This is a genomic window from Pseudomonas kurunegalensis, assembly GCF_030291635.1.
GTDB classification, from domain to species: domain Bacteria; phylum Pseudomonadota; class Gammaproteobacteria; order Pseudomonadales; family Pseudomonadaceae; genus Aquipseudomonas; species Aquipseudomonas monteilii.
The window spans coordinates 5,070,773-5,095,377 of the sequence record NZ_CP127871.1 but is presented as its reverse complement, the minus strand read 5'-3'; the positions used below and the strand labels follow the sequence as shown (position 1 = coordinate 5,095,377).

At 62.7% G+C, this 24,605-nt stretch carries 23 protein-coding genes; 16 read left to right on the top strand and 7 right to left on the bottom strand.

Going from position 1 to position 24,605, the window contains the following annotated elements:
* Positions 1 to 87: 87 nt before the first annotated feature.
* The 3 genes from argJ (at position 88) to QQ992_RS23280 (ending at position 3,034) form a co-directional block, all read left to right on the top strand.
* A complete protein-coding gene (argJ, locus tag QQ992_RS23290; protein WP_286111201.1) occupies positions 88 to 1,305 on the top strand; it encodes a bifunctional glutamate N-acetyltransferase/amino-acid acetyltransferase ArgJ in 1,218 nt (405 codons plus the stop codon).
* A 155-nt stretch (positions 1,306 to 1,460) separates the two neighbouring features.
* Positions 1,461 to 2,093 (top strand): glutathione S-transferase family protein, encoded by a 633-nt coding sequence (locus tag QQ992_RS23285; protein ID WP_110740493.1) that lies wholly within the window; start codon positions 1,461 to 1,463, stop codon positions 2,091 to 2,093.
* A complete protein-coding gene (locus QQ992_RS23280; RefSeq protein ID WP_105945746.1) occupies positions 2,090 to 3,034 on the top strand; it encodes a Nudix family hydrolase in 945 nt (314 codons plus the stop codon). The genes QQ992_RS23285 and QQ992_RS23280 overlap by 4 nt, the downstream gene beginning before the upstream one ends.
* A gap of 143 nt (positions 3,035 to 3,177) precedes the next feature.
* Here QQ992_RS23280 and QQ992_RS23275 read toward each other — a convergent pair whose 3' ends face one another.
* Genes QQ992_RS23275 through QQ992_RS23265 form a run of 3 tightly spaced genes read right to left on the bottom strand, consistent with a single transcriptional unit; the run spans position 3,178 to position 6,725 of the window.
* The gene (locus QQ992_RS23275; protein ID WP_286111200.1) at positions 3,178 to 3,744 is read right to left on the bottom strand and encodes a cob(I)yrinic acid a,c-diamide adenosyltransferase; all 567 of its coding nucleotides are present in this window, start codon (positions 3,742 to 3,744) and stop codon (positions 3,178 to 3,180) included.
* Position 3,745: 1 nt separating this feature from the next.
* Positions 3,746 to 5,770, bottom strand: a complete 2,025-nt coding sequence (locus tag QQ992_RS23270) for a sensor histidine kinase (RefSeq protein WP_286111199.1) — start codon at positions 5,768 to 5,770, stop codon at positions 3,746 to 3,748.
* Positions 5,771 to 5,807: 37 nt separating this feature from the next.
* Positions 5,808 to 6,725, bottom strand: a complete 918-nt coding sequence (locus QQ992_RS23265; protein WP_286111198.1) for a putative 2-dehydropantoate 2-reductase — start codon at positions 6,723 to 6,725, stop codon at positions 5,808 to 5,810.
* Between the two features lie 100 nt (positions 6,726 to 6,825).
* Here QQ992_RS23265 and QQ992_RS23260 point away from each other — a divergent pair, with 100 nt between their 5' ends.
* The 3 genes from QQ992_RS23260 (at position 6,826) to QQ992_RS23250 (ending at position 9,621) form a co-directional block, all read left to right on the top strand.
* Positions 6,826 to 7,311, top strand: a complete 486-nt coding sequence (locus tag QQ992_RS23260) for a YajQ family cyclic di-GMP-binding protein (RefSeq protein WP_286111197.1) — start codon at positions 6,826 to 6,828, stop codon at positions 7,309 to 7,311.
* A gap of 114 nt (positions 7,312 to 7,425) precedes the next feature.
* Positions 7,426 to 8,265 (top strand): mechanosensitive ion channel family protein, encoded by an 840-nt coding sequence (locus tag QQ992_RS23255; protein ID WP_286111196.1) that lies wholly within the window; start codon positions 7,426 to 7,428, stop codon positions 8,263 to 8,265.
* Positions 8,266 to 8,376: 111 nt separating this feature from the next.
* Positions 8,377 to 9,621 (top strand): MFS transporter, encoded by a 1,245-nt coding sequence (locus tag QQ992_RS23250; protein WP_286111195.1) that lies wholly within the window; start codon positions 8,377 to 8,379, stop codon positions 9,619 to 9,621.
* A gap of 114 nt (positions 9,622 to 9,735) precedes the next feature.
* Here the strand turns inward: QQ992_RS23250 and QQ992_RS23245 are convergent, their stop codons facing one another.
* Positions 9,736 to 11,283 carry an AmpG family muropeptide MFS transporter gene (locus QQ992_RS23245; protein ID WP_286111194.1) on the bottom strand — a complete coding sequence of 516 codons (1,548 nt, stop codon included), beginning with the start codon at positions 11,281 to 11,283 and terminating at the stop codon, positions 9,736 to 9,738.
* A 43-nt stretch (positions 11,284 to 11,326) separates the two neighbouring features.
* A complete protein-coding gene (locus QQ992_RS23240) occupies positions 11,327 to 11,680 on the bottom strand; it encodes an MGMT family protein (RefSeq protein ID WP_105945753.1) in 354 nt (117 codons plus the stop codon).
* 152 nt (positions 11,681 to 11,832) lie between these two features.
* On the opposite strand from QQ992_RS23240, the gene QQ992_RS23235 reads away from it, so the two are divergent.
* From QQ992_RS23235 to groL, 5 genes are all read left to right on the top strand, one after another.
* The gene (locus tag QQ992_RS23235) at positions 11,833 to 12,843 is read left to right on the top strand and encodes a DUF481 domain-containing protein (protein WP_286111193.1); all 1,011 of its coding nucleotides are present in this window, start codon (positions 11,833 to 11,835) and stop codon (positions 12,841 to 12,843) included.
* Between the two features lie 92 nt (positions 12,844 to 12,935).
* A complete protein-coding gene (locus QQ992_RS23230; RefSeq protein WP_274080689.1) occupies positions 12,936 to 13,667 on the top strand; it encodes a HugZ family pyridoxamine 5'-phosphate oxidase in 732 nt (243 codons plus the stop codon).
* Positions 13,668 to 13,734: 67 nt separating this feature from the next.
* Positions 13,735 to 14,196: an FxsA family protein gene (locus tag QQ992_RS23225; RefSeq protein ID WP_060498009.1), complete on the top strand. Its 462-nt coding sequence runs from the start codon at positions 13,735 to 13,737 to the stop codon at positions 14,194 to 14,196.
* Positions 14,197 to 14,439: 243 nt separating this feature from the next.
* Positions 14,440 to 14,733, top strand: coding sequence for a co-chaperone GroES (locus QQ992_RS23220; protein ID WP_003260750.1), 294 nt, complete (start codon positions 14,440 to 14,442; stop codon positions 14,731 to 14,733).
* Between the two features lie 48 nt (positions 14,734 to 14,781).
* Positions 14,782 to 16,422 carry a chaperonin GroEL gene (groL, locus tag QQ992_RS23215; RefSeq protein ID WP_286111192.1) on the top strand — a complete coding sequence of 547 codons (1,641 nt, stop codon included), beginning with the start codon at positions 14,782 to 14,784 and terminating at the stop codon, positions 16,420 to 16,422.
* A 344-nt stretch (positions 16,423 to 16,766) separates the two neighbouring features.
* Here the strand turns inward: groL and QQ992_RS23210 are convergent, their stop codons facing one another.
* On the bottom strand, positions 16,767 to 17,495 hold the full coding sequence (locus QQ992_RS23210) for a phosphatase PAP2 family protein (RefSeq protein ID WP_286111191.1): 729 nt from the start codon (positions 17,493 to 17,495) through the stop codon (positions 16,767 to 16,769).
* 183 nt (positions 17,496 to 17,678) lie between these two features.
* On the opposite strand from QQ992_RS23210, the gene colR reads away from it, so the two are divergent.
* The 5 genes from colR (at position 17,679) to QQ992_RS23185 (ending at position 21,386) form a co-directional block, all read left to right on the top strand.
* Positions 17,679 to 18,362, top strand: a complete 684-nt coding sequence (gene colR, locus QQ992_RS23205) for a two-component system response regulator ColR (protein WP_003255215.1) — start codon at positions 17,679 to 17,681, stop codon at positions 18,360 to 18,362.
* The gene (locus tag QQ992_RS23200; RefSeq protein WP_019098320.1) at positions 18,352 to 19,662 is read left to right on the top strand and encodes a sensor histidine kinase; all 1,311 of its coding nucleotides are present in this window, start codon (positions 18,352 to 18,354) and stop codon (positions 19,660 to 19,662) included. The genes colR and QQ992_RS23200 overlap by 11 nt, the downstream gene beginning before the upstream one ends.
* Before the next feature lie 108 nt (positions 19,663 to 19,770).
* Positions 19,771 to 20,451, top strand: a complete 681-nt coding sequence (locus QQ992_RS23195; RefSeq protein ID WP_019098319.1) for a class I SAM-dependent methyltransferase — start codon at positions 19,771 to 19,773, stop codon at positions 20,449 to 20,451.
* 6 nt (positions 20,452 to 20,457) lie between these two features.
* A complete protein-coding gene (locus QQ992_RS23190; RefSeq protein ID WP_286111190.1) occupies positions 20,458 to 21,156 on the top strand; it encodes a lipopolysaccharide kinase InaA family protein in 699 nt (232 codons plus the stop codon).
* Positions 21,156 to 21,386: a hypothetical protein gene (locus QQ992_RS23185; RefSeq protein ID WP_019098317.1), complete on the top strand. Its 231-nt coding sequence runs from the start codon at positions 21,156 to 21,158 to the stop codon at positions 21,384 to 21,386. The genes QQ992_RS23190 and QQ992_RS23185 overlap by 1 nt, the downstream gene beginning before the upstream one ends.
* Positions 21,387 to 21,555: 169 nt before the next feature.
* Here the strand turns inward: QQ992_RS23185 and QQ992_RS23180 are convergent, their stop codons facing one another.
* Positions 21,556 to 24,600: a multidrug efflux RND transporter permease subunit gene (locus QQ992_RS23180; protein WP_286111188.1), complete on the bottom strand. Its 3,045-nt coding sequence runs from the start codon at positions 24,598 to 24,600 to the stop codon at positions 21,556 to 21,558.
* Positions 24,601 to 24,605 lie beyond the last annotated feature (5 nt).

Below are 24,605 nucleotides of genomic sequence, written 5' to 3'. Positions count from 1 at the left end.
TCTGACCTGATTGCTGTATCGTGACAACCCTGGGGGCCGCATTGCGGCCCCCTTTTTCCATATTCACCGTTTTCTAGGAGCGCTCTAATGGCTGTTGGTCTTGGTCCTTTGCCCACCCTGCACCCGGTTCCGGGTTTTGAACTCGGCATCGCTTCTGCCGGCATCAAGCGCCCTGGGCGCAAGGACGTGGTGGTGATGCGCTGTGCCGAAGGCTCCAGCGTGGCCGGTGTGTTCACCCTCAACGCGTTCTGCGCAGCGCCGGTGATCCTGTCCAAGCAGCGTGTGCAGGGCACCGTGCGTTACCTGCTGACCAATACCGGTAATGCCAACGCCGGTACCGGCGCGCCAGGCCTGGTGGCTGCCGAGCGTACCTGCGCCAAGCTGGCCGAACTGGCTGGCGTGCCGGCCGAGTCGGTCCTGCCGTTCTCCACCGGCGTGATCGGTGAGCCACTGCCGGTCGAGAAGATCGAAGGTGCACTGCAGGCCGCCCTCGACAACCTGTCGGAAAACCACTGGGCTGAAGCCGCCACCGGCATCATGACCACCGACACCCTGCCCAAGGGCGCCAGCCGCCAGTTCCAGCACGACGGCGTAACCGTTACCGTCACCGGCATCAGCAAGGGTGCAGGCATGATCCGCCCGAACATGGCCACCATGCTCGGCTACATCGCCACTGACGCCAAGGTGGCACCAAAGGTACTCAAGGACCTGATGCTGGACGGCGCCAACAAGTCGTTCAACCGCATCACCATCGACGGCGACACCTCGACCAACGACTGCTGCATGCTGATCGCCACCGGCAAGGCCAACCTGCCGGAAGTCACCGAAGCCAGCGGCGCGCTGTTCGAAGCGCTGAAAAAGGCGGTGTTCGAAGTGTGCATGGAAGTGGCCCAGGCCATCGTTCGTGACGGCGAAGGTGCTACCAAGTTCGTGACCGTGCAGGTCAACGGCGGTGGCAATCACCAGGAATGCCTGGACGTCGGCTACGCCGTGGCCCACTCGCCGCTGATCAAGACTGCACTGTTCGCCTCCGACCCGAACTGGGGCCGTATCCTCGCAGCTGTTGGCCGTGCGGGCGTGCCGGAGCTGGATGTAAGCCTGATCGACGTGTACCTGGACAGCGTGTGCATCGCCAGCCAAGGCGGCCGCAGCCCAAGCTACACCGAAGCGCAAGGTTCGGCAGTGATGGCCCAGGAAGAGATCACCATTCGTATCGAGCTGGGCCGTGGTGCGTGCAGCGAAACCATCTGGACCACCGACCTGTCCCACGAATACGTGAAGATCAACGCCGAGTACCGTACTTGATGTACTGATCCTAAGGCCTCTTCGCGGGCAAGCCCGCTCCCACAGGTTTTGCACTGCCTGTAGGGGCGGTGCGGTCCCTGTAGGAGCGGGCTTGCCCGCGAAAGGCTGCGTAGCAGCCTGCGGGTTTTGCAATACAAACCTGATGGAGCCGAACCATGAGCTATCACCTGATCATCGGCGACAAGCTGTATTCCTCCTGGTCGCTGCGTGGCGCCCTGGCCCTCGAGCTGGCTGGCGTGCCCTACGAAGAAACCCTGATCAAACTCAACCAGCCTGACACCCGTCAGCGCATCCTCGCATTCTCCGCCACTGGCAAGGTACCGCTGCTCAAGACCGAGCACGGTGTGATCGCCGACTCCCTGGCGATTGGCGAATACCTCAACGAACAGCACCCTGACGCGCAGCTGTGGCCTGCCGATGTCGCTGCCCGTGCCCAGGCCCGTTCTGCCTGCGCGCAGATGCACAGCGGCTTCTTTGCCCTGCGCGGCGCCATGCCGTTCGATTTGTCGCGTGACAGGGCCCTGGACGAAGTGCCACTGGACGTGCAAGTCGACATCGACCGTATCGTCGCGCTGTGGTCCGAATGCCGCGTGGTGGCCAAGGACAACGGCCCGTTCCTGTTCGGCAAGCCGAGCCTGGCCGATGCCTTCTTCGCCCCGGTGGCCGTGCGCCTGCGCACCTACCGCGTGGCGGTGCCGCCAGAGGCGGCCGCCTACATCGAGACCATTTATCAGTGGCCAGCCTTCAAGGCTTGGCAGCAGGCTGGCCTGGCGGAGCGTGAAGGGTGAAACGGATTCATGTAGTAGCTGCCGTCATTCGCGGCAATGACGGCCGCATTCTGATTGCCCGTCGGGCGGATACCCAGCATCAGGGTGGCCTGTGGGAATTCCCCGGTGGCAAGGTGGAGGCGGGCGAAAGCGTGGAGGCAGCGCTGGCCCGTGAGTTGCGCGAGGAGCTGGGCATCGAGGTGACCCGTTCGCGTGCGCTGATCAAGGTCAGCCATGATTACCCGGACAAGCAGGTGCTGCTGGACGTGCGCGAGGTCGACGCGTTCACCGGCGAACCCCATGGCGCCGAGGGGCAGCCGCTGGAATGGGTGGCCCCGCGCGACTTGCCGCAGTACGAATTCCCTGAGGCCAACAAGCCGATCGTTGCCGCTGCGCGCCTGCCGGACCAATACCTGATTACCCCGGATGGCCTGGAAGTGCCGCAGATGCTCAAGGGCATCCAGAAGGCGGTGGCCAGCGGTATTCGGCTGATCCAGCTGCGTGCCCCGGACATGTACGACCCCAAGTACCGCGATGTGGCGGTGGATGCGGTCGGGCTGTGTGCGGGCAAGGCACAGCTGATGCTCAAGGGGCCGCTCGAGTGGCTGGGTGACTTCCCCTCGGCGGGTTGGCACCTGACGGCGGCGCAGTTGCGCAAGTACGCGGCCAAGGGCCGGCCATTCCCCAAGGAACGTTGGCTGGCAGCGTCGTGCCACAGCGCTGAGGAGCTGGCGCTGGCGGAGCAGATGGGCGTGGACTTTGTCACCTTGTCGCCCGTGCAGGCGACCCAGACTCATCCCGAGGCGGTGCCATTGGGCTGGGATGAGGCGCAGCGGTTGATTGCCGGGTTCAACAAGCCGGTTTACCTGCTGGGTGGGGTAGGGCCGGGTGAGCGCGAGCAGGCCTGGGAAGCCGGTGCGCAAGGTGTGGCCGGGATCCGGGCGTTCTGGCCCGAGATCTGAGTCGCCTGCAATTGGGGCCGCTTTGCGGCCCGATCGCGACACAAGGCCGCTCCTACAGGGAAGCGCGATTCCTTCATGATGGCACGGTTCTCTTGTAGGAGCGGCCTTGTGTCGCGACGGGCTGCAAAGCAGCCCCGGCAATATCAGCTCTGAGGCTTTTCAGCAGGCTGCCACAGCACCTCTGCAATGCCCTGCCGCCGCCCGATGATCCGCGCCGCCACGAACAGGAGATCAGATAGCCGGTTGATATACGCCAACCCAACCCCCTCCAGCGGCTCAACTGCATTCAACTGCTGGCACCGCCGCTCCGCACTACGCGCCAAGCATCGGCACACATGCGCCTGTGCCACCAGCGCCGAACCACTGGGCAATATGAAGTTCTTCAACGGCCCCAGCTCTTCATTCCACACATCGATAGCCGCCTCCAGCCGCTCGACCTCCGCCAGGTTCAACGCCTGGTAACTCGGCATTGCCAGCTCCCCCCCAAGGTCGAACAAGCGGTGCTGACACGGCGCCAGCACGGCGCTCACCTCATCCAGCCCTTGCTCGGCCAGCCCTGCCAGCAGCACGCCCAACTGGCTGTTCAGGCTGTCCACCTCGCCAATCGCCTCGATCCGCGGGTGGTCCTTGGGTACCCGGCGACCGTCGCCCAGGCCGGTTTCGCCTTTGTCGCCGGTGCGGGTGTAGATCTTCGACAGGCGGTAGCCCATGTCACTTCTCCGTATTGGCCGGCGCCGCCGGCTGGCCGAGGGGCAGGCGCAGGGTAAAGCAGGTGCCCTGGCCGGGCGTGGACTGCACTTCCATCTGCCCCTTGTGGTTATTGGTGATGATGAAGTACGAGACCGACAGGCCCAACCCGGTGCCCTGGCCAATTTCCTTGGTGGTGAAAAACGGCTCGAAGGTGCGCTTGCGCACTGCCTCGGGCATGCCGACGCCGTTGTCCTCGACCTGAATTTCCGCCCAGGGTGGGTTCAGCCGCGTGCGCAGGGTTATACGCCCGGGTTCACTCGGCTGAGGGCGCAGGTGGATGGCCTGGGCGGCGTTTTTCAGCAGGTTGAGCAGTACCTGCTCCAGTTCGTTGGCCGTGCAGGGCACCGGGCCCAGTGTGGGGTCGAACTGACGCACGATGGCCTGGCCCTTGAAGTCGAAACCGATGGTGAGGTCGAAGTCGTTGCTGGCAATTTCCACCGCCTGGTCGATCAGGGCCGGCAGGTCGCACGGCACCAGCTGGCGGTTGCTGCGGCGGCTGAAACTGAGCATGTGCGTGACGATCTTGGCGGCCCGCGCGCCGGCCTGCTGGATACCGTCCAGCAATTGCGGCACTTCGCGGCTGGCCAGGTAACGGTTGACCGTCGGCAGGTCGATACCCAGCTCTTCGGCCTGTTCCTGGTTGCGCGGGAGTTCTGGTGACAGGCGTCGGCGGATGTTCTGCACGTTGTGCAGGATGGCGCCCAGCGGGTTGTTGATTTCGTGCGCCATGCCGGCCGCCAGGCCGCCGACCGAAAGCATTTTTTCCGATTGCACCATCATCTCTTCCAGTGACAGGCGCTGGGTAATGTCGTCGATGCGGATGACCACACCGCGCCCGCCACCGCCGGTCAGCGGGTAGAAGGTCAGGGCGTAGTGACGCAGGTCGTCGTCCTTGGCCCAGGTGACCCGCTCGATTTTTGCCACCCGATGCTTTTCCACCGTTTCCTTCAGCTGCGGAAGGAACGGTTTGAGCGGCTCGAAGGCGATGAATACCGGTTGGTTCAGTGCTTCGTCCAGTGGTGTGCCGGAGAGTACCGTGGCTTCGTGGTTCCACTGGGTCACGTAAAGCTGTTCGTCGAGGGCGATCAGCGCCGAGGGCATCGAGTCGATGATGCTGTTGAGGTAGTTCTGGAAACCCGTGAGCTTTTTCTCGATCTTGCTGCGTACCTGTACTTCCAGCTCCAGCTTGCGGTTGGTGTGGCGGGTTTCCTCGGCCAGGCCCTGGGCCTGGTCATAGGCATCCTGGAACTCGTCGCGGGCGCGCTTGAGTTGCTGCTCGCGGGCTTCGATGCGTGACAGCATGGTGTTGAAGGCATCGGCCAGGCTGCCGATTTCATCGTCGTTGCCGCGCCGGGCGCGCAGGGCGTAGCTTTCTTCGCGGGTGACCTGGCGGCTGAGCTCTTCAAGCTGGTTGATCGGCTGGGTAATCAGGCGTTTTATCTGCCGGGCGATGACGATCCACAGCAGGATGCTGAACACCAGAATGCCCAGGCTGGCGCTGAGGGTGCCGGTGTAGAAGGCGGTGGGCAGCTCGCTGCTGGCCACCAGCAGCAGGTGCGCCGGCGGGTTGGCGTCGCGCGGGATGCGGATCAGCTGGGTGCTACGAAACTCCATCAGGCGCCAGCCGTCGATGTTGCGAAAGCGCTTGGGCAGGGTTAGCGGATCGCCATGCTGCAGTTGCGCCAGCATGCGGCCATCGCCACCGTAGACGGCGGCCGCACGCAATGGCGTGTAGCTGTCCAGCTCCTTGAGGAGGGCGTTGGCGGTTTCTGCGGTGTCACCCGCGCGGGCCGCAAGCTGCGGGTTGGCCACCAGCCGCCCGATAGTCTGCAGCGCCTGCGGGGCCATGCTCTCCTGGGTGATCCAGTAGGCGGCGCTGATGAAGGTGAGGTTGGCCACCAGCAGGATGGTCACCAGCAATACCAGCAGGGCCGCCAGCAGCTTCTGCCCGACCGGGAGGTTTTCCAGGCGTTGGCGCAAGGTCATGGGCTAGGCAATGTCCGTATCCGGTTGAAGGGCCGCATCAGTCGCAGGGCAAGCCACGTGTGCGCAAGTTATCGACCAAGCGCTGCAGCAAGTGTTCAAGCTGCGGCAATTGCAGGCCATGGCGCCCGGCTGCGCGGCAGGCATGGCCGAGCAGGTAATGCACCTCGGTGCGTCGGCCGGCGCGCACGTCCTGGTACATGGAAGAGTAGTTGGCTGCGGTGGCGAGGATCACCCGTTGCACTTCTTCGTCCAGCTCGACTGCTGCTTGCGGTTGGCCGCAGCGGCGCAGCAATTCGGCCAGTTCGGTGCACAGCGCGTCAACTTCGCCCAGGTGCCCCAGCAGCCCGCCGTTCTGGCAGTCGTGCAGCACGGTCAGTGGGTTGATGGCGCAGTTGAGCGCCAGTTTGCGCCACAGGCGGGTGAGGATGTCCACGGTCCATTCAGCGGGGATGCCTGCGTCATGCAGGTCATCGAACCAGGCGGGGATGGTCGGGTTGCGCGGGTCACCCAGCCAGTTGAAACCGTGGCCGGCAAAGCGCACCTGCCAGTCACCTTCGCGGAACGCCCCTTCGGTGCTGGACGCGAAGATGCAGCGTGCATGGGGCACCAGGTCGGCCACGTCGTCCTGGCTGCCCAGCCCGTTCTGCAGCAACACCACGTCGGCACCCTCGGCCAGCCGGTGTGCCACACCGGCAATGGCCGGAGCGGCATCGTAGGCCTTGCAGGCCACCAGCAGGCGGTGGATGGGGCCTTGCGCCTGCGCGGTTTCGGCGGGAATGGCGTAGTGGTGGGGCTGGTCCTGTTCGACCAAGGTCAGGCCGCCGGCTTGCTGGTAGGCCTGCAGCCGTTGCTCGTCGCGCAGGATCAGGCGCACTGCCTTGCCCGCGCGTGCCAGGCGACAAGCCCACAGGCTGCCTAGGCTACCCGCGCCGAGAATATGCCAGGTGCTGCTCATATGCGTTTCGCAACCCGTTATAATGAGCCCGCATTTTAACCGTCAAACCCAGCGCGCTCCATCTTCAGCCTGAGCGCGCTTTTATTTTGGGAGAACAACCATGCCTTCGTTCGACGTGGTATCGGAACTGGACAAGCACGAAGTGCAGAACGCGGTCGACAACGCCATCAAGGAACTGGATCGCCGCTACGACCTCAAGGGCAAGGGCACCTTCGAGTTCAAGGACAAAGAGCAGACCGTGATGCTCACCGCCGAGGAAGAGTTCCAGCTCGAAGCCATGCTGGAAATCCTGCGCCTGGCGCTGGTCAAGCGCAAGATCGACGTGAAATGCCTGGAAACCAAAGACCCGTATCCATCCGGCAAGGAAAAGAAACAGGAAGCCAAGTTCCGCGAAGGCATCGACAAGGACCTGGCCAAGAAGATCGTCGCCACCATCAAGGATGGCAAGCTGAAAGTGCAGGCCGCCATCCAGGGCGAGCAAGTGCGTGTGACCGGCAAGAAGCGTGACGACCTGCAGGAAGCCATCGCCCTGCTTCGTACCAAGGAATTCGACATGCCGCTGCAGTTCAACAACTTCCGCGACTGATGCAGGTAATGCCCGGAACCCCGATGGCCAAATGATGTCCATCGGTTCCATGGCCGCGTTGCGGGTTGCGGCCGGTTTTACCGTGTACATGCCTTCAGGCATCAGGAGATGAATATGGATTTGAACGCTGAAGTCGATCAGCTCGTCCGCCAGTCCCAGACGTGGATCCCGTTGATCATGCAATACGGCAGCCGCCTGCTGTTGGCGCTGCTGACACTGGCCATTGGCTGGTGGCTGATCAACCGGGTCAGCACGCGCCTGGGCAAGCTGGCCGGGTTGCGCGCCGATGCGGCCCTGCAAGGGTTTATCAGCACTTTGTCGAACATTGTGCTGAAGGTGCTGCTGTTCGTCAGCGTGGCGTCGATGATCGGCATCGAGACCACCTCGTTCGTCGCGGCTATCGGTGCCGCAGGCCTGGCGATCGGCCTGGCGCTGCAGGGTAGCCTGGCAAACTTCGCGGGTGGGGTGTTGATCCTGATGTTCCGCCCGTTCCGCATCGGTGACTGGATCGAGGCGCAGGGCGTGGCCGGTACGGTCGACAGCATCCAGATCTTCCACACCGTGCTGCGCACCGGTGACAACAAGACGGTGATCATGCCCAACGGCAGCCTGTCCAACGGCATCATCACCAACACCAACCGCCAGCCGACGCGCAAGGTGGTGTTCGATGTGGGCGTGGACTACGAGGCCGACCTGCAAAAGGCCCGCAACGTTTTGTTGGAGCTGGCGCAGGACCCACGCGTGCTGCCCGACCCGGCACCGCAAGCGGTGATTTCGACCCTGGGCGACAGCTCGATCACCGTGTCGTTGCGCCTGTGGGTCAAGACCGCCGATTACTGGGATGTAATGTTCATGCTCAACGAGCATGCGCGTGACCGGCTGAAGGCTGAAGGGATCGACATCCCGTTTCCACAGCGAGTGATTCGCGTGGTGCAAGAGGCTGCAACGCAGTAACACCGCGTTGAAACCGGGGCGCAAGGCCCCGGTTTTTACACTTGTTCACAGCAATATCCCGCCATTTCTGGCATATAGCCTGACCCCTCCTGCCACACCCGATACGCCATCATGAAACCACTGCTTTACATCACCCCCCTACGCGCCTTGTTGTTCGGCCTCACCCTTGCCCTGTTCGAGCTGCTGACCTACCTGGCCAGCGACGCGGTCATGCCGGCCATGCCGGTGGTGGTGGGCGACCTGAACGCCAGCCCGGAATACATCCCCCATGCACTCAACCTGTACCTGCTGGGGGGCGTGGTGCTGCAATGGCTGATCGGCCCGCTGGCCGACCGTTATGGCCGGCGCCCGCTGTTGCTGGCTGGCTGCGCGTTCTTCGGCCTGGCCTGCCTGGCCACGTTCTGGGTCCACGACATCGGCCTGTTCAACCTGCTGCGCCTGTTGCAGGGCATTGGCCTGGGCTTCGTGGTCACGGTCAGCTACCCGGCCTTGAATGAAGCGTTCAGCGAGGCTGATGCGGTGCGCATGATGGCCCTGCTGGCCAACATCGCCTTGCTGTCGCCGTTGCTCGGGCCGCTGGTGGGTACCTTGCTGCTGCAGTGGCTGGATTGGCGCTGGCTGTTCGTGGCCTTTGCCGTCGGCGCGGTGCTGGCCTGGGTGCTGTTGTACCGGTTGATGCCGGAAACGCTGGGCGTGGAGCGCCGTGACGGTTCACGCCTGGCGTTTACACCGATTCATCTGTTGCCACTGCTGGCAGGCTACGGCCAGTTACTGAGCAATCGCCGCTTCGTTGCCGGCAGCGCTGCCCTGGGCCTGGTTGGTTTGCCACTGATCGGCTGGATCGGCCTGTCGCCGGTGCTGCTGATTCACGATGAGGGGCTGAGCACAATGGAATACGCCTTGTGGCAGCTGCCGGTATTTGGCGGGCTGATCCTGGGCAACCTGATCATCAACCGCATCGCCGACCGCTACCCGCTGCCGGCCCTGGTGCGTGGTGCACTGTGGCCCTACCTGGCCGGCCTGTGCCTGATGGTGCTGGCGACCTGGTACTGGCCGAGCGTGACCAGCGTAGTGGCGGGCATGTCGCTGTACGCACTGGGGTTGGGTGTAGCCAACGCAGTGCTGTACCGCATGACGCTGTTCTCCAGCGAGCAGAGCAAGGGCCTGGTGTCGGCCATGCTGGGGATGATCACCATCGCCTTGCTGGGCTTGGGCGGGGCAGTGCTGGCGATGATTGGCGCCGGGGCCAGCTTGTTGCACTTTGCCTTGGCGGCGGGTGTGGCGGGGGCACTGGCGCTGTGGCCGCTGTGGTTTGTCGTAGGCGGGCGGCCTGGGGAAGGGGCTGTCGCTCAGTAATCTAAAGTGCCTGTCCTGGCCTCATCGCGAGCAAGCTCGCTCCTACAGGATCACCGTAGTCCTTGTAGGAGCGAGCTTGCTCGCGATGAGGCCAGGACAGGCTGTAGCAGTCTCTCAGGGCTGCTCGGCCGCTGACCCTTCCTCTGCCACCGGCGTCCCCCGCCCAGCCTCCTGGCGCCACTGCAGGGCAATCAGGATCAGCGTAGGCACACCCAGCAATGCGGTAATCAGGAAGAAGTCGTGGTAACCGAACTTCTCCACCATCACCCCTGAATACCCGCCGATCAACCTTGGCAACAACAGCATGATCGAGCTGAGCAGCGCGTACTGGGTCGCCGAGAATTTCAGGTTGGTCAGGCTCGACAGGTAGGCAACGAAGGCCGAGGTGGCCATGCCGGAGCTGAAGTTGTCCAGCGAGATGGTCACCACCAGCATTTCCAGGTTCGGGCCCATGTCGGCCAGCATCAGGAAGAGGATGTTGGTACCCGCCGAAGCCGCGCCGCCAATGAACAGGATCGGCATGATGCCAAAGCGCACGATCAGCAGCCCGCCAACCCCGGCGCCGACCAGGGTCATGATCAGGCCGAAAATCTTGCTGACGCTGGCGATCTGGTCTTTGGTGAAGCCCATGTCGATGTAGAACACGTTGGCCATCACCCCCATCACCGTGTCCGACATGCGATAGGTGGCGATCAGGCCGAGCAGCAGCAGCGCCTGCCAGCGGTAGCGGGTGATGAAGTCGTTGACTGGCGTCAGCACCGGGGCCAGGCCGCGACGGCCAAGGCTCGACAAGCACGCCCAGGTCAGCAGTACGTAAAGGATCAGGCGCAGGAACGCGCGGTCTTCCAGCAGCAGGTCAAGCGGCGTGGCATCACCGGAAATGACGCTGGACCAGCCGGTATTGAACATCTGGGTAAAGCTGGCCGGTACCGACACCAGCAGGATGATCAGCACGAACACCGAGGCCATCTGGTGCACCAGGCCGTAGCGCGCTGCCGACAGCTGGGTGCGCAAGGGCACCGGCGGTTCGCGCATGACCAGGGTCGTGAACAGGGCGGGCAGCATCATGACCCCGAACATCACATAGGTGCCGGCCCAGGCCTTGTGCAGGTAGCTGAAACCGGTGGAGCCGAACCACTCGGCGAAGAACAGGGCGCCGGCCGTGGCGAGCAGGGCGGCCACCCGGTAGCCAGCCATGTAACTGGCAGCCAGCGCGGCCTGGCGTTGATCGTCAGCGATTTCCAGGCGGTAGGCGTCGACAGCAATGTCCTGGGTAGCCGAAGCGAAGGCCACCAGCACGGCCATGGCGATCAGCCACGACAGGTGCTGTTGCGGGTCGCACAGGCTCATGCCGACCAGGCCGATGACCACCAGCGCTTGCGACAACAGCAGCCACGAACGACGCCGACCCAGGCCACCCAACAGGGGCAGGCGCCATTGGTCGAGCAGCGGCGACCACACCCACTTGAAGGCGTAGGCCAGGCCGATCAGGCTGGCGTAGCCGATGGTCTCGCGGGCAACACCGGCTTCGCGCAACCACACGGACAGGGTGGAGAACACCAGCATGTAGGGCAGGCCGGCGGCAAAGCCGAGCAGCAAAAGTACCAAGGTTGACGGGCTGGCATAGGCAGCAAGCGCAGCGCGCCAGGTTTTACGGGGCATGGGCCAACATCTGCCTCAAGTTTGCGAAAACAAAGCGCGCACTCTAACCGCTGTGCTCCATTGGGCGCCAGCCATGGCGCGTCATATCCACACGATTGTTGGTTACATTCACACCTTCCGCGCGTAATCGCGCCCGTTGTTCATCCCCCGACGGGGTACCCAATGCCAGGCTCAGCCGGCCACCTGCGCCGAGCACCCGGTGCCAGGGCAGGCGGGTGTCAGCGGGCAACTGCCCGAGGGTGCGCCCGACCCAACGCGCTGCACGGCCAAGGCCCGCCAGCTCGGCCAGTTGGCCATAGCTCACCACCTTGCCGGAAGGCACCTGGCCCAGTACTGAATATAGCGCCGTTCGTCGGCCCTCGGCGGATTCGAGCGCAGGCTCATATCCATCAGACATCACGCCCCCCTTGGGCTGCAGATGAAACCGGACAGGTGGTCCGGCAAATGAGAGTTGAACTCAACGGCATACGCTCGGTCTGTCCTTGCTCTGGTCGTCGGTATCTGGATAATGCCCGGCTTTTTTCGTCAAATCGAACCCGTAGTCCGCTTATGTATTCTAGATCCCTGTTGTGCTTGCTAGCTGCTTCCTTGTGCGCCGCCCCGGTGTTCGCCGACACCGTGTGGATGAAGAACGGTGACCGGCTCAGCGGCAAGATCAAAGTGTTCGACGGCGGCAAGCTGCTGCTGGAAACCCCTTATGGCGGGTCCATCGCGCTGGACTGGAAAGAGGTCCAGACCCTGGAGAGTGACCAGGAGATGCTGGTCAAGCAGGACGCCTACACCGGGGAAAAGGCCAAGTCGCTGAAAGCGGCCGAGCCTGGCAAAGTCACCTTGGCCAATGGCGAAGCGCCCAAGACCGTGGAGCTTGCCAGCATCGAGCAGATCATGAAGCCCAGGCCGCTGGTCGAAGACTTCGTGTGGAAGGGCAACGTGGACGTGGCCTTGGACTACAAGCGCGCCGAGAACGACACCGACGATTACGATATCGGCTTCAAGACCACCGCCCGCCACGGCCGCTGGCGGCACAATGCCGAAGGCGAGTACAACCGCGAGACCAAGGACGACGTCACCACCACCGACAACTGGAGCGCCGAGTACGCCCTGGACCGCTTCATGACCGAGAAGTGGTTCTGGCAGGGGCGTGCGGAGTACAAGCGTGACCGTATCGAAGACCTGGCGCGCCAGCGCACGGTCGGTACCGGCCCGGGTTACCAGTTCTGGGACGACGAGCTGGGCGCATTCTCGCTGGGTTCGTTGATCAACCGCACCGACTTCGAATACCAGGACGGCGCCAAGGACAACTTCTACTCTGCGGCGGTGAAGTGGGACTACACCCGCTACCTGATCGGCAAGAACGTGCAACTGTTCACCAACGGCGAGTTTGCCAAGCCGCTGGGGGGCGTGGCCGATTACTCGCTGGATGCCGAGGTTGGCTTGCGCTACAAAGTTACCGAATGGGCCTCGCTCAACCTCAAGGCGGAGAAGGACATCATCACCGGTACGCGCGACAGTGACCTGGACAAGACCCGCTATACCGCAGGCTTCGGCGTGACCTGGTAGTTTTTTGGGGGCCGCAAAGCGGCCCCATTGGCACTGGAACTGATAATGCTTATCTTGTCCCCATCCAGTCCGCTGCCAGGAGCCATCCCCAAGTGAGTACCAACGCCCTCCGCCCCGCCCGGGAACTGCTGCTCAAAGAGTACCGCGGCGTGCTCTCGACCCATTCCAAGTCGATGCCCGGTTTCCCTTTCGGCTCGGTCGTGCCGTACTGCCTGGATGCCCACGGCAATCCATTGATCCTCATCAGCCGCATTGCCCAACACACCCACAATCTGCAGAAAGACCCCAAGTGCTCACTGCTGGTAGGTGAGCGCGAGGCCGAAGATGTGCAGGCCGTAGGGCGCCTGACCGTGATGGCCGAGGCGCACAAGCTGGTCGACGAAGCGGCTGTCGAGGCGGCTGCCGAACGCTATTACCGCTATTTCCCGGACGCTGCCAACTATCACAAGGCTCACGATTTCGACTTCTGGGTCTTGCAGCCAGTGCGCCATCGCTACATTGGCGGTTTTGGCGCGATCCATTGGCTCGATCAGGTGACCTTGGCCAACCCGTTCGCCGGCAAGGCCGAGGCAAGCATGGTCGAGCACATGAACAGTGACCACGCCAATGCCATCGCCCACTACGTGGAACTGACCGACCTGCCACGCCATACCCCGGCGCAGATGGTGGGGGTAGACAGCGAAGGCATGCACTTGCGCATCGGCCAAGCGGTGCACTGGTTGCCGTTCCCAAGTACTTGCAACACGCCGACACAAGTCCGCGAAGCCTTGGTGCTGCTGGCGCGCGCCGACCAGTGGCCGGCTGTGGCGCAGGCAGAGGGTTGAAAAAGCGAGCACCCGCATCCATCTGTAGGTCCTACAGGAAGGTTCTCTTCCGACGAGGAATGCTTTGATGCGTGCTTTTCTACTGTTGCTTCTACTGTTTCCCGTGCTGGAGCTGTTCGTCTTCGTGAAGGTCAGCGCGGCCATCGGGTTCTTCCCGGCGCTGCTGCTGATCATCGCCGGCTCCGCCCTGGGTGTGCTGGTAATGCGCGTGGCCGGCCTGGCCACCGCGCTGCGCGCCCGTGAAAGCCTGCAACGCGGCGAGCTGCCTGCCGAGGACATGTTCCAGGGCATGATGCTGGCCGTTGGTGGTGGCCTGCTGCTGCTGCCGGGTTTCATCAGCGACGTGCTGGGCCTGCTGTGCCTGCTGCCGTTCACCCGCCATCTGGCTGCGCGCAAGATGCGCGAGCGTGCCGAGGCCCAGGCCATGCGCCAGCGTGCGTTTCAGGACGACCCGTTCCAGGCGCAGCCGCGTGACGGCGGCCATCGGCCGAACGTGATCGAAGGCGAGTACGAGCGCCGCGACAAGTAATACGCCCGGGGCCGCACAAGCGGCCCCGGTGTTTTTCAGCCTCAAGAAAAATTTTGTATATCAAGCCTTGTAATTGAATATGGCGGCCTCATGTATGTGGTCACCGCAAGGTTTCTGGTGGCAACGCCAGACATGACTCAGGTGGTTCGCCCAATGCGGGCCACCCCCCGGCAACGCCGGACAGCATCAACCCGCCGGTGTCGACACCGGCCGATGAAAACCACAATTTGGGAGAGATCGACAATGAAGCTTCGTCCTCTGCATGACCGCGTCGTTATCCGTCGCAGCGAAGAAGAATCGAAAACCGCTGGCGGTATCGTCCTGCCGGGTTCGGCCGCTGAAAAACCAAACCGCGGCGAAGTCGTTGCCGTCGGCACCGGTCGCATCCTGGACAACGGCGAAGTTCGCGCGCTGGCCGTGAAAGTGGGTGACAAAGTGGTTTTCGGCCCTTACTCGGGCAGCAACACCGTGAAAGTCGATGGCGAAGACCTGCTGGTCATGGCCGAGAACGAAATCCTCGCCGTTATCGAAGGCTGATTTCCCCGACTTCCCGTTACTCCAAAGAATTCCAAGGATTAAACGATCATGGCTGCTAAAGACGTAAAATTCGGCGATTCCGCTCGTAAGAAAATGCTGGTTGGTGTCAACGTTCTGGCTGACGCGGTAAAAGCGACCCTGGGCCCGAAAGGCCGTAACGTGGTATTGGCCAAGAGCTTCGGCGCGCCAACCATCACCAAGGACGGCGTTTCCGTCGCCAAAGAAATCGAGCTGAAAGACGCCTTCGAAAACATGGGCGCCCAGCTGGTCAAGGAAGTTGCTTCCAAGGCCAACGATGCTGCCGGTGACGGCACCACCACCGCTACCGTTCTGGCTCAGGCCATCGTCAACGAAGGCCTGAAAGCCGTCGCTGCCGGCATGAACCCGATGGACCTGAAGCGCGGTATCGACAAGGCCACTGCTGCTGTTGTTGCCGAGCTGAAGAACCTGTCCAAGCCATGCGCCGACTCCAAGGCCATCGCCCAGGTAGGCACCATCTCCGCCAACTCCGACGACTCCATCGGCAACATCATTGCCGAAGCCATGGAAAAAGTCGGTAAAGAAGGCGTGATCACCGTTGAAGAAGGCTCGGGCCTGGAAAACGAACTGTCCGTCGTAGAAGGCATGCAGTTCGACCGTGGCTACCTGTCGCCGTACTTCGTCAACAAGCCGGACACCATGGTTGCCGAGCTGGAAGGCCCGCTGCTGCTGCTGGTCGACAAGAAGATCTCCAACATCCGTGAGCTGCTGCCAGTGCTGGAAGCCGTTGCCAAGGCCGGCCGTCCACTGCTGATCGTTGCCGAAGACGTTGAAGGCGAAGCGCTGGCTACCCTGGTAGTCAACAACATGCGCGGCATCGTCAAGGTTGCTGCGGTCAAGGCCCCAGGCTTTGGCGACCGTCGCAAGGCCATGCTGCAGGACATCGCTGTCCTGACTGGCGGCCAGGTCATCTCCGAAGAAATCGGCCTGTCCCTGGAGACCGCTACCCTGGAGCACCTGGGTAACGCCAAGCGCGTGATCCTGTCCAAGGAAAACACCACCATCATCGACGGCGCTGGCGCCGACACCGAGATCGAAGCACGCGTCAAGCAGATCCGTGCCCAGATCGAAGAAACCTCGTCGGACTACGACCGTGAGAAGCTGCAGGAGCGTCTGGCCAAGCTGGCTGGCGGTGTTGCCGTGATCAAGGTCGGTGCCGGCACCGAAGTTGAAATGAAAGAGAAGAAAGCCCGCGTTGAAGACGCCCTGCACGCTACCCGTGCAGCCGTTGAAGAAGGCGTGGTGCCTGGCGGTGGTGTTGCCCTGGTTCGCGCCCTGGCTGCCATTGCCGACCTGAAAGGCGACAACGAAGACCAGAACGTCGGTATCGCCCTGCTGCGTCGCGCTGTTGAAGCCCCGCTGCGTCAGATCACTGCCAACGCCGGTGACGAGCCAAGCGTTGTGGCCGACAAGGTCAAGCAAGGTTCGGGTAACTTCGGTTACAACGCTGCTACCGGCGAATACGGCGACATGATCGAGATGGGCATCCTGGACCCAGCCAAGGTCACCCGTTCGGCCCTGCAAGCTGCTGCTTCGATCGGCGGTCTGATGATCACCACCGAAGCCATGGTTGCTGACCTGCCAGAAGACAAGCCAGCTGCTGGCATGCCTGACATGGGCGGCATGGGTGGCATGGGCGGCATGATGTAAGCCAGCCTTACCCCCTGCACCATCAAAAAGCCCCGGTTCGTGAGAACCGGGGCTTTTTGCTTGGCGTGAGTTATGTGGCGCCTGTGAGATCGAGCGCCGCCCGCGCGGCGCATCGCGAGCAAGCTCGCTCCTACATTTGTTTCGGGCCAGTTATGCCTGTGACAGGCGCGCTCGACGGCCTCGTTTGTACGGCGCGATATCGAGTCATACTCCAAGGCATTCGCGCGAAAATCTCACAGGAAACATTGGCCCGAAACAAATGTAGGAGCGAGCTTGCTCGCGATGCGCCGCGCGGGCGGCGCTCGGTTTACGCACCACATCAAAACTCAAGGCAGGCCCCTATATCAGGCGACGCTGCGCTCGACGGCGGGCACCTCAGCCACCCCCCGCCGATACAGAACCAGGTAATACGACCCCAACCCGATCAACCAGCAGAACACCGCCGTCCACACGTTATGCGACAGGAAGTGTGCCCCCTGCATCATCCTCCCTATGCCGAGTACCGAACCGGCCAGTAACGCCACCACAAATGCCGCCCGCGCCAGCCGTGGTTTGCGATCACGCAGCATGAAGAACAGGCCGAACAGGCAGAACCCGGTCGCTGCATGGCCGCCTGGCCAGCACAGCCCTGGCTTGTCGGTAGCAGGCCGTGGCTCCAGCAACTTGCTGTAGGTTTCCGTGCCGCCAAACTGGGTCAGGCTCCACGGGCACTGTACCTGGGTCACCTTCTTCAATGGCGTGACAAACGCCGTGGACAGGCCCAGTGCCAGCACCAGGCAGCCCAGCTCGCGGCGCCAGCCGAACAGGCGCTTGCAGAAGAAACTGGCAGCAAAGGTGAGCAGCGAGATCACCCCCAGCAAGATCACCACCTGCTTGACCCGGTCGTGCAGGATGTTTTCCAGCCAATAGCTGTGGCGGCCGATGAACTGCCCGGCAGCGGGGTCGAAAAACAGGTTGGCCACGTCCATGTCGACTGACGTCAGCTCCAGCAGAATCAAGGCCAGCGCGGTCGCCAAGGGGATGCCCAGATACAGCCAGAAATTGATCGGGCGAGGGCGGGTTCGTTGCTGCATGGTGGCTCCAGGGCACGAAAAAGATCGGGCATTGTCGGCTGCCCGCTATCCTGTGTCCGTGAAGGATCAGTGAAAAAACCGTCAAGTGGGGTGAATTTTCCTGGGGGCTGGCACCGTGCAAGCATAGGCCTTAAGCTGCGCCTGCCGCGCACCACTGCGAGAAGCGCCGCACAGGAGAAACCGATGCGCATTCTTTTGGTTGAAGACAACCGCGATATTCTGGCCAACCTGGCCGACTACCTGGGCATGAAGGGCTACACCGTCGACTGCGCCCAGGATGGCCTGTCCGGCCTGCACCTGGCCGCCACCGAACACTACGACCTGATCGTGCTCGACATCATGCTGCCCGGCATCGATGGCTACACCCTGTGCAAGCGCCTGCGCGAAGACGCCCGCCGCGACACACCGGTGATCATGCTCACCGCCCGCGACCAGCTGGATGACCGCTTGCAAGGCTTCCGCTCCGGGGCCGACGACTACCTGCTCAAACCGTTCGCCCTGTCTGAGCTGGCGGCGCGCATCGAAGCAGTGCTGCGCCGCGCCCAGGGTGGAGGGCGCCGGACCTTGCAGGTGGCCGACCTCAGTTACGACCTCGACACCCTGGAAGTTACCCGCCAGGGCCGCCTGCTCAAGCTCAACCCGGTCGGCCTCAAGCTGTTGGCCGTGCTGATGCAGAAAAGCCCGCACGTACTGCGCCGCGAAGTACTGGAAGAAGCCCTGTGGGGCGACGATTGCCCCGACAGCGACAGCCTGCGCAGCCATGTACACCAGCTGCGCCAGGTGATCGACAAGCCGTTCGAAAAACCCTTGCTGCATACCGTCCATGGCGTCGGCTATCGCCTCGCCGAGGGCCGCGATGGAGTTTAAGCAAAGCCTTGCCCAGCGCATCATCATCGCCTTTGCGTTGATGAGTGCGCTGGTGGCCGGGGCCTTCGCCTTCGGCATCGTCGCCACCGTGCACCTGGTTGAAGAACGGCTGATTTCCTCTGTGCTGGGTGGCGACCTGCAGCGCCTGCTGCGCATGGACAGCGTCAGCGACTGGAGCCACCGGCCGCGCCCCGACCAGCTGTTCTACTTCAGTGGCGGGCGTGACGACTTCGAACTGCCCAAGGACTTGCGCCACCTTGACCGGGGTTTCCACGAAGTATTCCGCGACCAGCTGTCGTACCACGCCATGGTCGAGATCGTCGATGGCCGCCGTTACGTGCTGCTGCAGGACCAGAGCGACTTCGAAGAACGCGAGCGCGTGCTGTTCGCGGTGGTGGTGGTGGGCTTCGTGCTCAGCCTGGTGCTGGCAGTCATCCTCGGCTGGCTGGTGGCGCGCCGGGTCATGGCACCGGTGATCCGTCTGGCACGCCAGGTGCGCCATCGCGATCAACTGTTGGGCCTGGCCCCACCATTGGCACCGGACTACGCGGCGGACGAGGTCGGCCAGCTGGCAGTGGCCTTCGACGATACCCTGGGCCGCTTACGCGATGCGCTGACCCGTGAACGGCTGTTCACCAGTGACGTCAGCCATGAGCTGCGCACACCGTTGATGGTGCTGGCCACCTCCTGCGAGCTGCTGATGGAGAACCCCAACCTCGACGCCCGCGCGCGTAGCCAGGTAGAGCGCGTGGCGCGTGCCACGGAAGAGATGCGCGAACTGGTCAAGACCTTCCTCATGCTGGCCCGCGCCCAACGAGACGAAGGCGCGGTGGCGTCGCGGGCGACCTTGCGCGAAGTGGCCGACGAACTCATCGGTGTGTGGCGAGATACCATCGAGCAGAAGGGCCTGACCCTGTATTTCGATGGCCGCGTCAGCGCCAGCCCGGTGCTGTACAACGCTACCTTCCTGCAGTCGGTGATGGGTAACCTGTTGCGCAATGCTGCCCACTACACCGACAGCGGCTACATCCGGCTGAGCCTGGAGGCCAACGGTTTCAGTGTGGAGGACAGTGGCGTGGGCATTCCCGAAGAGCAGCGCGAGGCGATGTTCAAGCCGTTCGTTCGTGGTGACGAGCGGCGTGGCGAAGGCTTGGGCCTGGGTCTATCGCTGGTGCAGCGTATTTGCGACGACCAGGGCTGGCATGTCACCCTCACATCGACCCTGCCGCATGGTTGCCGCTTCCAGGTGGACCTGAGCAACACCAAGGCCCAAGGCGGCCCGGACGCCATGGCCGAGTAATCTGTTGTAACAGGTTAAAGGACGCGCAACATTTTTTTCACATTGGCATGACCTGATTCCAACGCTTGCTTACCTAAGGTGAGCGGCACTGGAGTCAGGAGATGCCCAATGCGTAGCCCCATCAAGCTTGAATTTTCCGAGAAGTACGACAAAGACCACGCCCGCGAGTACTTTCTCAAGCACCAGGATGGCCTGGCGCGACGCCTTTCCCACAAGCGAGATGAGCAGCTGGCGCGTCGCGCCCTGGCATTGGCCGGCGAGCCCGGCCTGGTACTGGACCTGCCGTGCGGTGCCGGCCGTTTCTGGCCACTGCTGGCAGAAAAGCCCAACCGGGTGATCATCGGTGCCGACAACTCCGAAGCGATGATCGAGACAGCCTGTGCCGCGCAACCGCCAGAAGTGGTGGCGCGGGTACGCCCTTTGCAAACTTCAGCGTTCGCCATTGACCTGCCGGATAATTCAGTGGACAGCATCTTCTGCATGCGCCTGTTCCACCACATTGGCGAATCGGCGCACAGAAAGACCATACTTTCGGAATTTCAACGGGTTAGCCGCGATAGTGTGATTCTGTCGTTGTGGGTGGATGGCAACTTCAAGGCCTGGCGCCGGAAAAAACTGGAGCAACGCCGCAGTGCCAAGGCCGAGCAGGACAATTACCAGAACCGTTTCGTGTTACCAGCCGAAACGGTCGAAGAAGAATTCAGGGCCGCCGGCTTCAGAATCCAGGAACGCCTCGACTTCCTGCCGTTCTATGCCATGTGGCGGGTCTACGTATTGCGTAAGGGGTAGTGTTTGATGGCTGTAGCCCAGAAAGGGGAGTCGCGGTTCGATTTTTACTGGCGCCAGCAGGGCGAGTGGGTCGAGGAGCCTAACCAGCGCCGTGGCGGCGAGAGTGGCGTGCAACGCCTCAACGATGCCAATGGCAAGCTGCTGTATGCCAAGCGCCAGGTCGGGCATATCTACCGCAGCCTTATGCACCCTTTTGGGCGACCAACCGTATTGCGTGAGCTCGATGCACTGAACAGCTTCGAGCAACTGGGCGTTCGCGTCCCGCGCATCGTCTTTTGTGGTGCCGAGCGCGATGCCGACCACCAATGGCGTGCGCTGCTGGTCAGCGAAGCGCTGGACGGCTTTGTCGAACTCGACACCTGGCATGCCGAAGGTGCCCGTGAGCGTTACCCGCAGGTGGTGCATGAGCGCATGTACAAGGACCTGGCGGACAACCTGGCGCGTATGCACCTGGGGCACTGGCAGCACGGCTGCCTGTATGGCAAGCACGTATTCATCAAGGTGATCGGCGAAGGCGAGCAGGCGCGGGTCGAAGTCGCACTGCTCGACCTGGAAAAGTGCCGGCGGCGCATCAGCTGCCAGCGTGCGGCCGGTAACGACCTGCGCCAGCTGCGCCGCCATTCGTCGATCAATGACGCCGAATGGCAGACGCTGCTCTACTTTTACAAGATGGCGTTTGGCAGCGCTGTCAAAGGGTTAGAGTAATGAAACTAGAAATAGCTCGAGCTTTGTTCCTGGTAGCTGGCCTGGCGGTGACCACCGTGGCGGTGGCTGCCTGGGAAGAGCCGAGGCCAACAGTGTTCAGCAAGGCTGAGATGGCCGACCAGTGTGCACTGCCGCGGGAAGCGAAACCGCAGCAGGCACAGGTCGCGCCGGACCAGGACCTGTTGCTGTTCCTGTTCGGCCTGCGTCAAGGGTTGCGGCCATTTGGTTGAACCCTGCGTTAGCTAGAAAAGCCAGAGGCCTCGCGATTGCGGGGCCTCTGGCATTTTTGTGTCTGCTTTGCTGGCTTCTTCGCGGGCTCGCCCGCTCCCACAGGTACTGCACCAGTCTCAGTAGCGGTGCCGTCCCTGTGGGAGCGGGCGAGCCCGCGAAGAGGCCGGATCAGGCTACAGCAGGCTGCTTGGCCACCGCCTTGTGTGCCAGCAAGGTATAGATACAAGGCAGCACAAACAGGGTAAACAGCGTACCAATCGACATCCCGGTGGCAATCACCGTACCGATGTCAAAACGGCTCACCGCCCCGGCCCCGGTCGCCAGAATCAGCGGCACCATGCCGAACACCATCGCCGCCGTGGTCATCAGCACCGGCCGCAGTCGAATCGCCGCCGCTTCTTCGATGGCCTCACGCACGCTCAAGCCGCGCTCCTCACGCAACTGGTTGGCGAATTCGACGATCAGGATGCCGTGCTTGCTGATCAGCCCGATCAAGGTCACCAGCCCGACCTGGGTGTAGATGTTCATGCTCGATATACCCAGGAACAGCGGCAGTAACGCCCCGCAGATCGACAGCGGCACCGTTACCAGGATCACCAGCGGGTCGCGGAAGCTTTCGAACTGCGCCGCCAGCACCAGGAAGATGATTGCCAGCGCCAGGCCAAAGGTGACCCACAGTGCGCTACCTTCCTGCACGTACTGGCGCGCCACGCCGGCATAGTCGAAGGCGAAGCCTTCCGGGGCCTCTTCGCGGGCGATGTCCTGCACGGTTTTCAGCGCTTCGCCCAGGCTGACCATGGGCACGCCCTGGATGATCGCCGAGTTCAGCTGCTGGAACTGGTTGAGCTGGCGCGGGCGGGCGCGGTCGGTGAGGGTGATCAGGGTCGACAGCGGCAGCATCTGACCCTGGTCATTCTTCACGTAGTAGTTGTTCAGCCAGCCGGGGTTGTCGCGGTATGGCCGTTCGACCTGGGCAATCACCTTGTAGCTGCGGCCTTCGAGGGTGAAGCGGTTGATTTCCGCCTCGCCCAGCAGGGTGGCCAGGGTGCTGCCGAGGGTGTCCATCGATACCCCCATCTGCGCGGCCTTGGCCCGGTCGATGTCCACCACCACTTCGGGCTTGTCGAAGGCCAGGTCGATGTCGAGGAAGGCGAACTTGCCGGATGCCTGCGCGCGGGCCTTGATGCGCTGTGCTACGTCCAGCAGTGCCGGGTAGTCGCCCGCGGTGTTGATCACGAACTGGAACGGCAGGCCCTCGCCGGTGCCGGGCAGGGAGGGCAGGTTGAAACCGAAGATCTGCAAGCCGCCGATTTCCTCAAGTTTGGCCTGCACCAGCGGCAACAGCTCCATCTGCGTGCGCTCGCGTTCGTTCCAGGGTTTGAGCAGGAAGCCGCCGATGCCGGTTTGCACGCCGTTGAATCCGTTGATCTGGAACGATGAGTAGTACTCGGGGAAGGCCTTGAACAGTGGGGTGAATTCGTCGGTGTAGGCGTTGAGGTAATCGAGGTTGGCCGGCTGCGGCGAGCTGCTCATCATGAAAATCACCCCCTGGTCCTCGTTGGGGGCGAGTTCGTTCTGGGTGAACGTGAGCAGCACCGGGATCAGGCACAGGATGATCACGGCAAACACCAGCACCACCGGGCGGCTGTCGAGGGTGGCATGCAGCAGGCGCTGGTAGCGCACCTTCAGGCGTTCGAACAGCACGTCCAGGCGGTGGGCCAGGCCACTGGGGTTCTGCTCCTGGCGAAGCAGCAGGGCGCACATCATCGGCGACAGGGTGAGGGCGACGATGCCAGAGATGATTACCGCCCCGGCCAAGGTCAGGGCGAACTCCTTGAACAAGGCCCCGGTAAGCCCGGTGAGGAAGCCGATCGGTGCATACACGGCAGCCAGGGTGATGGTCATCGACACCACCGGCAGGGCGATTTCGCGGGCGCCTTCAAGGGCCGCATCGAATGGCGATTTGCCTTCTTCCATGTGCCGGTGGATGTTTTCCACCACCACAATGGCGTCGTCCACCACCAGGCCGATGGCCAGCACCATGGCCAGCAGGGTCAGCAGGTTGAGCGAGTAACCCATCATCTGCATGAAGAACAGCACGCCGATCATCGACAGCGGAATGGTCACCACCGGGATCAGCACCGAACGCAAGGCACCGAGAAACAGGAACACCACCACGATGACGATCAGCACCGCCTCGCCAAGGGTCTTGATCACTTCGTCGATCGAGGCCTGGATGAACAGCGTGGCGTCATAGGCAATCGACACTTTCAACGCCGAAGGTAACTGGCTCTCCAGCTCGGGCATGATGCGTCGCACTTCCTTGATCACGTCCAGTGGGTTGGCAGCGGGGGTGGCCTTGATACCGATGTACACCGACGGGGTGCCGTCGAACGAGCTGACCGTGTCGTAGTTTTCCGCTCCCATCTCGACCCGCGCCACATCGCCCAGCAGCACCCGGCTGTCGCCGTTGGTCTTGACCGGCAGGGCGGCGAACGCCTCGGCCGACTTCAACTCGGTGCTGGCGTTGATGCTGGTGACCACGTATTCGCCTTTTACCTCGCCGGCAGCAGAGAGGAAGTTGTAGCGGCGCACGGCGTTGGTCACGTCGGTGGCCGACAGGCCGAAACCGGCCAGTTTCATCGGGTCCAGCCACAGGCGCATGGCAAACACCTGGTTGCCGAGAATCTCCGCTTCGGCCATGCCCGGCAAGGTGGCCAGCTTGGGCTGGATGACCCGCGACAGGTAGTCAGTGATCTGCGGGTTGCTCATTTCCTTGCTGTAGAAACTGACGTACATCAGCGCCGAGGCGTCGGCGGCTTCCTTGCTGAGTACCGGGTCTTCGGAGTCCTGCGGCAGTTTGTTGCGCACTTCGTTGGCCTTGGCCAGCAGCTCGGTGAACAACCGGTCGCTGTCGGCGCCGATGCGCGCGTAGATGGAAATGATCGAGAAGTTCTGCCGGCTCACCGAGGTCATGTAGTCGATGCCTTCGGCACTGGCCAGGCTCTGCTGCAACGGCTGGGTAATGTAGCCCTGGATGGTTTCGGCGTTGGCCCCGGGGTAGGCGGTAGTCACCGTGATCAGGGCGTTTTCCATTTGTGGGTACTGGCGGATCTGCAGTTTGTTCCAGGCCTGGAAACCCAGCAGCAGGATCAGCAGGCTGACCACACTGGCCAGCACCGGGCGGCGGATGAACGGGTCGGTGAACGCCATGCCTG